Source organism: Actinophytocola glycyrrhizae (assembly GCF_042653545.1).
Classification (GTDB): Bacteria; Actinomycetota; Actinomycetes; order Mycobacteriales; family Pseudonocardiaceae; genus Actinophytocola; species Actinophytocola glycyrrhizae.
This window is the reverse complement of the sequence record NZ_JBHSIS010000009.1, coordinates 66,217-78,750: the sequence shown is the minus strand read 5'-3', so window position 1 is coordinate 78,750 and position 12,534 is coordinate 66,217. Positions and strand designations below refer to the sequence as shown.

Below are 12,534 nucleotides of genomic sequence, written 5' to 3'. Positions count from 1 at the left end.
GTCATGCTCCTTGGGCGATCGGATCTGGGGTCTGTCCGGCGACCGGCGACGGACGAAGCGTGCGGCGGACCTGTGCCGTGCCCTCGACCATCGCCGCGAGCTTGGCGCGGGCCACGGCGCCGGACAGGTTCCGCAGCCCGCAGTCCGGGTTGATCACCAACTGCTCGGCCGCCACGAGGTCCAGCGCGGCGCGGATGCGCTTCGCCACGGTCCCGGGTGACTCGACGTCCTGGCTCTTCACGTCGACGACGCCGAGCCCGATGCGGCGGTCCCAGCCGAACCGTTCGAGCACGGGCAGGTCCTCGTAGCCCTTGCGGGCGAACTCGAGCACGAGCTGGTCGACCCGCGCGTCGAGCACGGCGGGGAACAGGAAGTCGTAGTGGCCTTCCCAGGACGGCCGCGCGTAGCGGTTGCCGTAGCAGACGTGGAGCGCCCAGCTGACGTCCACGCCCGCGGTGACGACGTTGACGCCCTCGACCGCCACGTCGACGTCGCCGGGGCGGCCCGCGAGGAACGGCTCGTCGATCTGCAGCAGCGTCGCACCGCGCGCCGCGAGCGCGTGCGCAGCGGCGTTCAGCCGGTGCGCGATGGCGAGCACCAGCTCGCGCTGGTCGGCGTACGCATGGTTGCGGAGCCTGCGGGCGAGCGAGTACGGGCCGGTGAACGAGAACTTGATCGGCGCGGTCGTCTGCGCCGCGGTGTACGCGAAGTCGTCCGCGAGCCAGGCCAGCTCGTCGCCGGTGGCCGGTGGCAGGGGCGCGGTCACGGCCGTGTCGTGGTAGTCGAAGTAGAAGTCCTTCGTGGTCTGGCGGACCTCGACCCCGGGCAGCCGTGCGAGGAAGTAGTCGATGTCGTTGTCCCGGCGCAGCTCACCGTCGGAGACGATGTCGATGCCGGCCAGCTCCTGGTCCCGCAACGCGGCCTTGATCGCCATGTCGTGCACGTCGGCCAGCTGCGCCCGGCTCACCCGCCCCCGGAAGTGGTCGGTCTTGAGCCGCTCCATCCATTCCGGCACGGGGAAGGAACCAACCACGGTGGTCGGCAGCACCGGCAGGCACTCGAATGGTCCGCCCATCAGTCCCGCACCTGCGCCGTCATCGTCACGATGTGCCCGCCCGCGCGGTGGCGGAACGGCGCGTAGTCCACGTCGAACCCGCGCTTGCGGCCGACGTGGGCGAGCAGCGCACCGTTGACCCAGTTGACGACCGACCCGTCGTACTTGCCCGGCCCCCGGAACGTCGTGCGGTAGCCCTGGATGCCGTCGACGAACAGGTCGTGGCACACCAGCTTGCCGAACGGGTGCAGCAGCCCCAGGGTGTCGTCGAAGCTGGCGACCGCGCCGTTGTTCACGTGCATGCGCACATCCGCGCCGGATTCCAGCAGCGGCCGCAGCGTCTCCCCGGTGAGCGCGCCGGTGAGCGGGTAGGTGTCCAGCCCGGCGAGGGGCACGTACCGCTCCTCCAGCCGCAGGGCGGCCCAGGTGCGCTGCCAGAAACGCACCGCGGACCCGGTGTCGGGGAAGTGGGTCGGGCAGGCCTCCGCGAGCAGCGCCGGGCCGAGGCGCAACAGCTTGTGCACCAGGGCGGGCAGCTCGTCGACGTCCGCCGAGACCGACTCGGCCAGCTCGGCCGCCGCCTCCCCCGGCAGGTAGGCGCGGTTGTGCACGCAGTAGGTGCGCCCGCCCAGCTGTGCCACCTCGTCGGTCGGCAGGTTGTCGTAGACGTTGGAGATGTAGACCAGGAAAACCTTGTACTGCAGGAAACCCAGCGACGTCCTCGGCCGGGTGGCGTCCAGCGTGAACGAGCTGACGCGCTCGGTGTGCTCGGCGACGGTCTCCCTGGCCAGGTCGAGCACGTGCGCCGAGTAGTCGCACATCAGGTAGCGCAGGCGGCGGTAGTAGCCGGTGCCGCGTTCCCGGTCGAGGTCGCGGAACTCGTCGAGGAACACCTTGGCCTGGTTGCCGTTGCCCACGCCGAGCTCGATGACGTACAGCTCGTCGGGCAGTGCCGCGCTCGCGGCGAGGCGGTCCCAGACCGTGAACAGCTCATCGATGAGCTCCGTGGCGGCGGCCCGGTTGCGGGCGTCGCTCTCCCCGCCGGGCAGGGCCTGCTCGTAGCCCCGGCCGGTGGCCTTCTCCCACAGGTCCAGCGCCGACCAGTACAGGGCGTTGAACTGCCAGACGCAGCTGTCGCGGCCGGGTCGCCAGTCCTCGATGAGGACCCGGTCCCGTACTCCGTCGAGCAGCGCGGAGGTCAGCTCGCCGACCGGCGCGTCCACGGCCCGCCGCACGTCCACCGCGATCTCCAGGTCGTCGTGCCGGACACCGAGGGGCTCGGGCGCCGCGTCACTGTGGAGGATGGGCCGCAGTGCCACGACGTCGCGGAAGTTGTTGCGGTACTGGACCCAGTCGCACACGACCCGCACCTTCCCGAGGTCGGTGTCGCTCGCGCTCACCGCGGCCACCACCGGGAGGACGGACGCGCCCAGGTCGGCGGGGCGCTCACCCCGCAGCCGCGCGTGCGGCCGGAACTCAACGAGCATCTCCACTACCCTCCGCTGTCGTGGGAACTGTCGCGACGTCGGCGAGCGCCGCGCGGCGCGGGCCGATCCCGGCGCGCTCCAGGATCTCGGGCACGCCGTGCTCGAACCCGAACGCCATCACGTGCACCCCCGCGACACCGGGGATCTCGGCGAGCTCCTGGATCGTCTCCGCGCACAACCGCAGCCCCGCCTCCCCCACCCGGTCGGCAGGCACGCCCCGGAACCGGGAGTCCACTTCGGACGGGACATGCACCCCGGGCACGGCGGTGCGCAGGAACTCCAGCATCCGCGTGGATCGGATCGGCCCGACTCCCGGCAGGACCGCGCACCGCTCGGTCACCCCCAGGTCCCGCAGCCGGGCCATCCACCGCGCGAACACCGGGACGTCGAACACGTACTGGGTCTGCACGAACTCCGCACCCGCCGCCACCTTCTTGGCCAGCCGGTCGGCGCGGTGGGACCGGGGTGGGGCGAAGGGGTTCTCCACCGTCCCGATCAGCCACCGCGGCGCGGTGGTGAGCTTCGCACCGGACATCAGCATGCCGTCCCGCAGCGTGCGTGCCAGCCAGGTCAGCTGGACCCCGTCGAGGTCGAACACGGGCTTGGCGTCCGGGTGGTCGCCGAGTTTCGGATGATCGCCCGTCAGGAGCAGCACGTGCGGAATCCCGAGCGCGCCCGCGGCGAGCAGGTCGGACTGCAACGCCATCCGGTTGCGGTCCCGGCAGGTCAGCTGCATCACCGGCGCGACACCGGAGCGTTGGACCACCACCGCCGCGCCGAGACTGGACATCCGTACCTTGGCGCCCTGGTTGTCGGTCACGTTCACCGCGTCGACCCAGCCGCGCAGCAGTTCCGCCTTGCGTGTCAGGACATCCGGGTCGGCGCCGCGCGGCGGGCCCAGCTCGGCCGTCACCGCGAACCGGCCCTCGGCGAGCGTGTCCCGCAGGCCCGCCGTCACGCCCGGTTCCCCGGAGCGGTGGCGAGCGCGTCGTCGCGGCCCTGCCAGTAGTTGACCCACGAGCTGCGGCCCTGCTCGCGGTGGTCCACCGGCCGCGCCAGCAGGTCGAGGTCGGCGGTGTGACCGGCGGCCACCGCACGGTCGTGAGCGATCACCCACACGCACCGGACCTCGGGGTGCACCTCGCACCTGCCCTCCTGCGACACACCACCGCACGGCCCGTTGCGCAGCTGCTTGGGACAGGTCATCGGGCACGCGTAGCCGGTGAGCGGCAGGGCACACTGGCCGCACATCCGGCACCCGAACAACTTCTCCTTCGACACCCGCTCCGCCGTGGTGAACACGCGGTAGGCGCGGGGCCTGCGTTCCAGCCACCCGGCCAGCCCTCGGTAGGCGCGGTTCGTGGCGAGCACGGCGTGCAGGCGGTAGGACCACCGCGCGGAGATCCGTGGCCGGAACGGCTTCGGCCAGGTGCTCACGGCCACAACGTCTTGCTCGCGATCGCCGCGCCCTCACCGAGCGCGCGCAGCTTCGCCCATGCGATCTCCTCGTGCCCGACCCGGGACCCGATGCCGCAGTCCGTCCCGCCCTGCACGTTGTCCCGGCCGAGCACGCTCGCGAAGTTGACCAGCCGCTCGGCCACCAGCTCCGGGTGCTCGACCAGATCGGTCGCGTGGCTCACCACACCGGGCATGACCATCCGTCCTTCCGGGAGGGTCACGTTCTCCCACACCCGCCACTCGTGGGCGTGGCGGACGTTGCCGGACTCGATCGCGTAGCACTGCGCGTCGATGCGCGGGATCAGGTCGACGACGTGCCGCAGCTCGATGTCGGCGACGTGCGGCCGGTGCCCGCTGCCAAAGCAGCTGTGGAAGCGGACCTGCTCGACGGGGATGCCCGCCAGCGCGTGGTTGATCACCTCGACGGCGAGCTCCAGGTACTTGCGGTACCGGGGGATGTCCCAGTCCGGGTGGAACTGCCAGGTGGTCAGGAACTCCGGCTCGTCGAGCTGCACGATCAGCCCGGCGCCGGTGATGGCCCGGTACTCCTCGCGCATCACCTCGGCGACGGCGAACAGGTACTCCTCCTCGGAGGCGTAGTGCTCGTTCACCGCGCCCGCGCCGAGGCTGAGCGGGCCGAGCGCCGCGATGAAGCCCTCGGTGTCACCGCCCGGCAGCGCTTCCCGCAGCGCCTTGATGTCGGCCGCGACCGCGTCGTGGCCGGTGTAGCGCACCGGTTCGACGCACACGCGGGTGCCTCGGCGGCGTGGTGTCCTGCCGGGGGTGGCGAAGCCGGGCCGGTTGGCGCCGCCGGAACCCGACAGCCACAGTCCCGACTCGTGGGTGCCCGGGAACAGGGCGCGGTCGCGCTCGCCGGGGCCGCCGCGCTTGGGCGGTGGCGCCGCGTCGCCCTCGCGGGTCTCCCAGCCGGTGACCCGCGCGTTGATGTACCCGGTGTAGGCGCCCGCGGCCCCCGCCTTGACGTACTCGCCGTCGTTGACGACGTCGAGGCCGCACTCGACCTGGGTGCCGACGACCTCCCGCACCGCCGAGACGAGGCGGGTCTCGACGGCGGCCTGGTCCCGGTCGGTGGTGGCCAGCAGCGCGTCGAGATCCGCGGGCAGTGGCAGGTTCCCGCCGTGCGATGTCCTGATGTGCCGGTCATTGCGTCGCATGTTGTCCGCTCCGCCTCTCCGAAGTTCACTGTGTTGGTTGCGTTGGAACAGGAGTTCTGCCTGGTCGCGTACTTGTGGCCGGGTTGCGCCACGTCCCCTGAGCGGTTGGGAAGCCGGCGAGCCGGGTCAGGTGGTTCGTACGAACTTCTGCAGTTGGTGGTCGCCCAGGTTCGGCGGGACCCGTCCGGCCTGCACGCCGAAGGTGCCGGTCACCTCGCCGACGTAGACGTCGCCCGCGGAGTCCACGGCGATCGCGTGCGGGGCGACGAAGTTCCCCGGCGCGCCGCGCATCGTGGTCGACGCGCCCCACCGGGCGACGACGCTCCCGGCCGGGTCGAAGACCGTGACCCGGCCGGGCAGGTCGACCGGTGTCGTGCCGCGGGTGAACGAGGCGGTGCCGCGTGGTCGCCACAGCTCCGAGACGTAGACCAGGCCCTCCTGGTCGACCGCGAGGTCCGTCGGGCGCTGGACGTCGGTCCACGACGTCACGTAGGTGCCATCGAGGTCGAAGACCTGGATCCGGTCGTTCTCCCGGTCGCCGACCAGGACGCGGCCGTCCCGCGTCGCGCAGATGCCGTGCGGCAGGTGGAACTCGCCGGGCCCGACACCCACCCCGCCCCACGACGCGACCAGTTCCCCGTCCGCGGTGAAGCGGTGGACGCGGCAGTTGCCGTAGCCGTCGGCCACGTAGAGGTCGCCGGTCGGTGCGACGGTGAGGTTGGTGCACCCGTTGAACGGTCCCGCCGGTGTCGCGACGGTCTCGACGTTGTGCACCACGGGTTTGCCGTCGCCCCGGCGGTAGCCGGTGTCGGTCGCGACGCCGGGTGTGCCGATGGTCTGCAGCAGTGTGCCGTCCTGGCCGAACCGCCGCACGGTGTGGTCGCCGCAGTCGACGCAGTACACGGTCCCGTCGGGGGCCACGGTCAGGCCGTGCGGCGTGGTGAAGATGCCGTCGCCCCAGGTCGTGAGGAACGTGCCGTCGCGGTCGTAGACGAACACCCGGTTCTCGTCGCGGGTCAGCAGGTACACCCGGTCGTCGGGGCCGACGGCCACACCGGCCACGTCGACGTGGTGGTGTTCCGGTGGCAGCCGCTCCCAGTCCGGCAGCACGTCATAGGTCAGATCACCGATCATCGGCGCTCCTCGGCAGCCAGCCCCACGGGTGGGTGCCCCAGACCGCCGGGACCAGTTCCCCGGCACGCACGGTGTGCACGGGCACGATGCCGTGCTCGCCCTGGAAGGTCGCCTTGGTCGTGTCGGTGAACGTGAAGTCGCCGCGCACCACGTCGAGGACGGTCAGGTCGGCCTCCCGCCCGACCGCGATGGCACCGAGGTCGTCCTGCCTGCCGATGGCCGCGGCGGCGCGGCCGGTCGTCATCGCCACGACGTCGGCGAACGAGTAGCCGACCGCCATGAACTTGGCCATGCACTCCACCAGGCTGTGGAACGACTGGCCGATCGCGGTGACGTCGCTGCTGATCGTGTCCGGCGACAGGCCGCGCTGCGCCTGCTCGCGTGCCACCGCGTAACCGAAGTTGCCCATGCCCACCGCCGGGTCGAGCACGACGCCGCGGGCCCTGACCTCGTGGAGCAGCTTGATCGTGGCGTCGACGCTCTCCGCCACGCCGGACATGACGCCGCCCGGGTTCGGGGTGCACAGGTGCGTCAGGACGTCGCCCGGTTCGAGGGCGTCGAGCAGGTACCTCGTCACCTCGCCGAGCCGGTCCTGGCGCGGTCGCTGCGCCGCCTTCAGGTCGCCGATGTGGACCATGAGCGGCACGCCGTGCTCGCGGGCGATCGCCTTGGACCTGCGGACGAGATCCTCGCCGCGTTCGTTGACCAGCTCGCCGACCAGCCGCAGCTTGACGCCGCCGACCAGGCCGGGGTTGTGCTCGACGCACTTCGCGATGGCGGGTGCGTCGATGTCGTCGAGTGAGGCGAAGTCGGCCGGGCCCGGCATGGTGTGCGCGTACCGCCCGGCGTTCACGAAGACGACGACCCTGGTGCGTGCTCGGGGCAGGATGTGCACCGGGAACACACCGACGTTGGCGACGCCGACCGAACCGGCGTCGACGAGCGTGGTCACCCCGGAGCCGACCCCCACGACGTCGGGGTCGCAGCAGCCCATGCCCACCCCGGCGGTCGTCGCGCCGTGCGCGACGTGGGTGTGGATGTCGATCAGGCCGGGCACCACGTATCGGCCCGCGTCGCGCGCCTCCAGCACCCTGGCCGCGCCCGTCGCGTCCAGCTCCGGCGCGATGGCCGCGATCCGGCCGGCGGAGATGCCGATGTCCATCCGGCCGTCCAGGCCGGACCCGGGGTCCAGGACGTGCCCCTGACGGATGAGGAGGTCGAAGACCTTGTCCGCGGGCCGGATCATCGCCGCCACCCGTGGGGCAGCCCGCTCGTCTGCAGCGCGCCATGGCCTTCGAGGTCGGCGACGGCGGCACGGAGCCCGATCCGTTCGAGCACCTCGACGGCGTCCGCGCCTGCCGGTGCGACGGGCGCACCGAGCCGCGGACCGGTGGCGGACATGGACATCGCGATACCCGGCATGGTCACCTCTCCCACTTCGGCCGAAATCTGTGTGACGCTCAGTCCCCGCTCACGCACCAGCGGGTCGGTCATGAGTTCCGCGACGCCGACGACCTCGTGCGCGCCGATTCCCATGGCGCGCAGCAGGTCCACCCACTCGCGCGCGGTCCGCTCCGTGAAGGCGGCGTCGAGCCGTGGCTGGAGGATGTCGAGCGAACGCCCGCGCGGCAGCGTGAACCCGGCGACGGCCGCGAGCCGGTCGAGGTCCGCGAGCGTGGCCCCGAGGAAGAACCAGCGGTCGCTCGCCCGGTAGAACCGTTGCAGCGGCGTGTGCCCGCGCGCCCTCGGCCCGGCGGGTTCCCGGCCGGGTGCGCCGCGGGCGTGCTTGAGCAGGAACGCCGCCTGGTGGTAGGTGCCTGCCTGCGCCAGCGAGGTGCGCAGCCGCAGCCCCTGGCCGGTGACCGTGCGGTGGTAGAGCCCGAGCACGGCGCCGAACGCCGCCAGCACCCCGGTGCCGTAGTCGAGCAGGTTGTACGGGCCGAGCACGGCGGGCCTGCCGTCCGGTCCACCGGCGCGGGCCATCAGCCCGGTCACCGCCTGCCCCTGTGTCTCGTACCCGCGTCCCGGCGCCCACGGCCCGATCCCGCCGTAGCAGCTGACGGCGACGTGCACGACGTCCGGTTTGCGAACGCGGATGTCCTCGTGACCGATGCCGTAGCGCTCGGCGGTGCCGGGCGGGAAGTTCTGCACGACGACGTCCGCGTCGTCGACGAGCTTCCAGAAGACGTCCTGGCCGGGCCGGGCGCGCACGTCGAGCAGGACCGTCCGCTTGCCGCGGTTGACCACGCCGTGGGCGAAGATGGTGCGGCCCGGGGCGTTGACCTTGACGACCTCCGCGCCCAGCTCGCCCAGGATCCGCGCGGAGGTGGGCCCGGCCAGGATCTGCGTCAGGTCCAGCACGCGCAGTCCCGCCAGCGGGCGGCGGCGCGGTCCGGCGGTCCCGCGTGGACGGACCGGGACAGGCCGGTCTGCCGCCAGCTCACGCAGGATGGCCGCACGGTCCTCGTCCGGCAGGTGGCGCGGGACCGGTGGGTGGTCCAGCCCGTTCTCGTCCTGGTCGTCGCCGACGTGCAGTGCCGCGCCCGGCATGAGCGTGGACCCCAGCAGCGGGTCGTCGACCGACGTGACGGCGCCCGACGTGCGGGCGCTCGGGCTCTCGAGCCACTCCGCAGGCGTGCGGACCCGCGCGAGCGGCACGCCCGCCGCGCGGCCGAGGTCCTCCCACTCCTGGGCGGTGCGGGTGGCGAACAGGGCGGTGAGCCGTTCGCGGAGCAGCTCGTCGTCGGTGTCGTCGATCCACTCCGGCCGGTCAGCGGCGCGCAGGAACCAGGTCACGAAGCGGCGGGTCGCGCCGATCGGGTTGAACTGGACGTATCCGCCGCCAGCGCAGGCGTAGGTGCCGCTGCCGCTGCTCCTGATCGGACGCGGCGGCGCCATGCCCCACGCGTTGACGTAGGCGCCCGCGTCGCCGATCGCCTCGAACATGGCGTCGAACAGCGGCACCGAGACGTGCTGGCCCAGCCCGGACCGGTGGCGTTCGACCAGCGCGGCCACCACTCCGACGGAGCCGAGGAACGCGGCGAAGTTGGAGGCGACCGGGACGGCGCTGTAGGTCGGCACGGAGTCGTCCCACCCGTCGGGGGCCTCGCCCGCACGCAGGCGGCAGTTGCCCGTGGCTGCGTCCACGACGCCCTCCCAGGCACGCACGCCCGCGCGCGGGTCGTCCGGGGCGAACCCCGGCAGCGAGAGGTAGACCAGTCCGGGGGCGTCGTCCCGGAGTCGCTCCCAGCCCAGGCCGAGGCGCGTCATCACCCCGGGCCGGAAGTTCTCGACGAGCACGTCGGCGCGCGTCGCGAGGCGGTGGGCGACGTCGCGGTCGCCGGGGTCGGTGAGGTCGAGGGTGATGCGCCGCTTGCCGCGGTTGAAGAAGGCGTCGGCCGCCCGTTCCGCGGCCCGGCTGCCCGGCGCGTCGACGTGGATCACATCGGCACCCTGGTCGGCGAGCATGACCGCCACCAGCGGCCCCGCGACGTGGTGACCGAAGTCGACGACCCGGATGCCGTGCAACGGACCAGCCACGGTGCCTCCTCTGTCCGGAGTGGCCGATCGAAGTGGACGATCGGCCGTGATCCGAGCGTATGTCGCGGCGAGAGCCGCTGGGGCGACGGAAAAGCACGCAACTGTTGACCGCGGCTCAACAGTCACGGACACTCGCCACGTGACCCCGAGGCGGCTCCCACCGCTCAACGCGTTGCGCACCTTCGAGGCGGCCGGACGGTTGGGCAGCATCCGTGCGGCGGCCGGGGAACTGGTCGTCACCCCCGGCGCGGTCAGCCGACAGGTACGGGTGCTCGAGTCGTGGCTCGGTGTGCCGTTGTTCCAGCACGAGGGACGCGGCCTGCGGCTCACCCCGGCCGGCGCGCGCTATCTCGACGTCGTGACGCGGCACCTGACGGCGATCGGCGCGGCCACGGACGAGATCACCGGCCGGTCGGGAAGCGAGCACGCGCTCCACATCCGCGCGTACACCCTGTTCGCGACGAACTGGCTCATCCCGCGGCTCACCGGCTTCCACCAGAGCCAGCCGTGGGTCGAGCTGGAGCTGATGACCTCCAGCAGGCCCGGCGACTTCGGGCAGGGTGACGTCGACGCGGAGATCCTGCCCGCGGGCAGGCAGACCTCGCCGGGGTTCGAGACGGACGTGCTGGTCACCGACGAGGTAGTCCTCGTGTGCAGTCCCGCCTACCGGGAGCGGTACCGGCTCGAGGTTCCCGCCGACGTCGCCCGCCTGCCCGCGCACGGGTTCCTGCGTTCGGTGGCCTCTCCCGAGCTGTGGGACCGGTGGTTCCGTGCGGCCGCGGTCACCGGCCTCGACGCGGGACACGGCCCCAGCTTCGGCGACTCGAGCCTGACCTGCCGGGCGGCGGCCGCGGGCCAGGGCGTCGCGCTCGCGCCGCTCACGTTCGTGGCGCCCGACCTCGCCGCGGACCACCTCGTCATGCCATTCGCGCAGGGGGTGGGCCCGCTGATGCGCTTCTGCCTGGCACGTCCGGCGAACCGTCCCCGCACGCGGGCGTTCACCGCGTTCCGTGCCTGGCTGCTCACCGAGGCGGCCGCCGACCAGCCGGTGGGTCAGGGGCTGAAGTAGAAGTCGTGCGCCGCGGCCGAGATCTGGTGGCGTAGCGCGGGCTCGGGCACGATGCGAGCCAGCATCGCCAGCTCCCCCGCGTAGCCGACCGGGCGTTTCGCTCCGACGAACGGGGCGTCGCTGCCCCAGAACACCCGCTGTGGGCCTGCGTGGGCCAGCAGCGTCGCGGCGAAACCCGCCAGCTTCCCTGGGACGACCGGGAAGCGGTACCCGGCCGAGAGCTTCACCCGCACGCGGCCGGTGTCCAGCGCTCGCAGCAGCGCCTCGCCGCCGGGGTTCGCGAAGCCGTTGTCGGGACAGGGGTCGCCGTAGTGGTCGACCACGACGTCCACACCGGACCGGCTGAGCTGGTCGAGCACCGGTGGCATGCGGTCGCGCTCGACGTTGAGCTCCACGTGCCAGCCGAGGTCGGCCACGTGGCGGAGCAGCCGGCGGTGGTCCGGGTCGGTGAGGTCGGGCAGGGGTGTCCGCCTGCGCCACTGGAGGCGGACACCGACCACGCCGTCGTCGCGCATCCTGGCCAGCACCCGGCGGTCCGCGCCGGGGTCGACGTCGACCGTGCCGCGCAGCCGGGGATTGCGGCGCAGGGCGGCGATCGTGTAGTCGTTCCGGTCTTCCAGGAGGCTCATCGCCGAGATGACGCCGTGGGTCACGCCGTGCCGGGTCATCAGCTCCTCGAACGTCTCGACCGGCAGCTCCACGTCCGGCGCCGTCCACGCGGTCGACGCCAGCGGCAGGGCGCGGGTGAACAGGTGCACGTGGCTGTCGACCAGCACCGGGTCACCCGCCCAGGCGGTAGAGCTGTGCCGCCGTGCCGCCGAGGACCCGCGCGGCGTCCGGTTCGGACAGACCGGCGACGGCGCGGCGGGCGGTAGTCACCATGTCGGCGTAGGCCCCGCGGGTCTGGGTCACGTCGGAACCCCACAGCAGCCTGCCCGCGCCGAAGTGCGCGGCCAGCCACTCGACGAGCGGTCCCGGGTCGCGGTCCGCCCTGGCGAGCTGGGCGAAGTTCAGCGTGGTCACCTTGACGTACACCTGGGGCAGGTCGACCAGCGCCAGCAGCAGGCCGGTCTCCCGGTCCGCCACGTCCACCGACGCCACGTGGTCGAGCACCACCGGCACGCCGGGGAACCCGCGGACCACGGCAGGGAGCGCACGCAGCACGTCGTCGCGGTTCCAGCGGTAGACGTGCAGGCACATCGACAGACCGGTCTCCTCCGCGGCCGCCCAGACCCGCCTGGCCTCGGCACCCGCGAACCAGGCGGCGCCCGCCGGGCCGGTGTGCTGGTTGCCGCCCGGTGCGGTCAGGCGGAGGGCGGCGGCCCCGCGGTCGGCGAGGTCGTGCACGGTCTTGTCCGCGTCCGGGGCCTGCGCGTCGAGCACGCACATCGCGCGCAGGCGGTCGGGGTGGTTCCGCGCCGAGTCGAGGACGTAGCTGTTGTCGTAGCCGTAGACGTGCGCCCGCTGCACGGCGACCGCGCCGTGCAGGCCGTTGTCGCGCAACGCGTCGAGCAGGCTCTCCGCCCGCATCAGGTTGTCCTGCCCGGCAGGTGCCGAGCGTGGGTAGGCGGGGTCGTCGGTGACGAGGTGGGCATGGGCGTCGACCAGCATCGGTCC

11 protein-coding genes are annotated in these 12,534 nt (G+C 72.7%); 1 reads left to right on the top strand and 10 read right to left on the bottom strand.

What is annotated here, in order from left to right:
• Window position 1 precedes the first annotated feature (1 nt).
• The 8 genes from ACFPCV_RS20265 to ACFPCV_RS20230 all read right to left on the bottom strand — a co-directional run bounded on the left by ACFPCV_RS20265 (window position 2) and on the right by ACFPCV_RS20230 (window position 9,848).
• Complete coding sequence (locus tag ACFPCV_RS20265) at window positions 2-1,075, bottom strand: uroporphyrinogen decarboxylase/cobalamine-independent methonine synthase family protein (RefSeq protein WP_378057822.1); 1,074 nt, start codon at window positions 1,073-1,075, stop codon at window positions 2-4.
• Complete coding sequence (locus tag ACFPCV_RS20260) at window positions 1,075-2,541, bottom strand: hypothetical protein (protein WP_378057821.1); 1,467 nt, start codon at window positions 2,539-2,541, stop codon at window positions 1,075-1,077. Before ACFPCV_RS20260 ends, ACFPCV_RS20265 begins: the two co-directional genes overlap by 1 nt.
• On the bottom strand, window positions 2,531-3,499 hold the full coding sequence (locus ACFPCV_RS20255; protein ID WP_378057820.1) for a methylenetetrahydrofolate reductase: 969 nt from the start codon (window positions 3,497-3,499) through the stop codon (window positions 2,531-2,533). Before ACFPCV_RS20255 ends, ACFPCV_RS20260 begins: the two co-directional genes overlap by 11 nt.
• On the bottom strand, window positions 3,496-3,978 hold the full coding sequence (locus tag ACFPCV_RS20250; protein WP_378057819.1) for a methylenetetrahydrofolate reductase C-terminal domain-containing protein: 483 nt from the start codon (window positions 3,976-3,978) through the stop codon (window positions 3,496-3,498). Before ACFPCV_RS20250 ends, ACFPCV_RS20255 begins: the two co-directional genes overlap by 4 nt.
• Complete coding sequence (locus tag ACFPCV_RS20245) at window positions 3,975-5,174, bottom strand: hypothetical protein (RefSeq protein ID WP_378057818.1); 1,200 nt, start codon at window positions 5,172-5,174, stop codon at window positions 3,975-3,977. Before ACFPCV_RS20245 ends, ACFPCV_RS20250 begins: the two co-directional genes overlap by 4 nt.
• A gap of 126 nt (window positions 5,175-5,300) precedes the next feature.
• Window positions 5,301-6,308: a peptidyl-alpha-hydroxyglycine alpha-amidating lyase family protein gene (locus ACFPCV_RS20240; RefSeq protein WP_378057817.1), complete on the bottom strand. Its 1,008-nt coding sequence runs from the start codon at window positions 6,306-6,308 to the stop codon at window positions 5,301-5,303.
• Window positions 6,298-7,554: an amidohydrolase family protein gene (locus tag ACFPCV_RS20235; protein ID WP_378057816.1), complete on the bottom strand. Its 1,257-nt coding sequence runs from the start codon at window positions 7,552-7,554 to the stop codon at window positions 6,298-6,300. The genes ACFPCV_RS20240 and ACFPCV_RS20235 overlap by 11 nt, the downstream gene beginning before the upstream one ends.
• Window positions 7,551-9,848 carry a CaiB/BaiF CoA transferase family protein gene (locus ACFPCV_RS20230; RefSeq protein WP_378057815.1) on the bottom strand — a complete coding sequence of 766 codons (2,298 nt, stop codon included), beginning with the start codon at window positions 9,846-9,848 and terminating at the stop codon, window positions 7,551-7,553. Before ACFPCV_RS20230 ends, ACFPCV_RS20235 begins: the two co-directional genes overlap by 4 nt.
• A 139-nt stretch (window positions 9,849-9,987) precedes the next feature.
• Here ACFPCV_RS20230 and ACFPCV_RS20225 point away from each other — a divergent pair, with 139 nt between their 5' ends.
• A complete protein-coding gene (locus tag ACFPCV_RS20225) occupies window positions 9,988-10,917 on the top strand; it encodes a LysR substrate-binding domain-containing protein (protein ID WP_378057814.1) in 930 nt (309 codons plus the stop codon).
• Here the strand turns inward: ACFPCV_RS20225 and ACFPCV_RS20220 are convergent.
• Window positions 10,902-11,693, bottom strand: coding sequence for an amidohydrolase family protein (locus ACFPCV_RS20220; RefSeq protein WP_378057813.1), 792 nt, complete (start codon window positions 11,691-11,693; stop codon window positions 10,902-10,904). The genes ACFPCV_RS20225 and ACFPCV_RS20220 overlap by 16 nt on opposite strands.
• A 4-nt stretch (window positions 11,694-11,697) precedes the next feature.
• Window positions 11,698-12,528 (bottom strand): amidohydrolase family protein, encoded by an 831-nt coding sequence (locus ACFPCV_RS20215; RefSeq protein WP_378057812.1) that lies wholly within the window; start codon window positions 12,526-12,528, stop codon window positions 11,698-11,700.
• Between the last annotated feature and the right edge of the window lie 6 nt (window positions 12,529-12,534).

Excerpts from the sequence above, each read along its gene's own strand:
- ACFPCV_RS20265 (WP_378057822.1), bottom strand. The coding sequence starts at position 1,075 with ATGGGCGGACCATTCGAGTGCCTGCCGGTGCTGCCGACCACCGTGGTT.
- ACFPCV_RS20260 (WP_378057821.1), bottom strand. The coding sequence starts at position 2,541 with ATGCTCGTTGAGTTCCGGCCGCACGCGCGGCTGCGGGGTGAGCGCCCC.
- ACFPCV_RS20245 (WP_378057818.1), bottom strand. The coding sequence starts at position 5,174 with ATGCGACGCAATGACCGGCACATCAGGACATCGCACGGCGGGAACCTG.
- ACFPCV_RS20240 (WP_378057817.1), bottom strand. The coding sequence starts at position 6,308 with ATGATCGGTGATCTGACCTATGACGTGCTGCCGGACTGGGAGCGGCTG.
- ACFPCV_RS20235 (WP_378057816.1), bottom strand. The coding sequence starts at position 7,554 with ATGATCCGGCCCGCGGACAAGGTCTTCGACCTCCTCATCCGTCAGGGG.
- ACFPCV_RS20215 (WP_378057812.1), bottom strand. The coding sequence starts at position 12,528 with ATGCTGGTCGACGCCCATGCCCACCTCGTCACCGACGACCCCGCCTAC.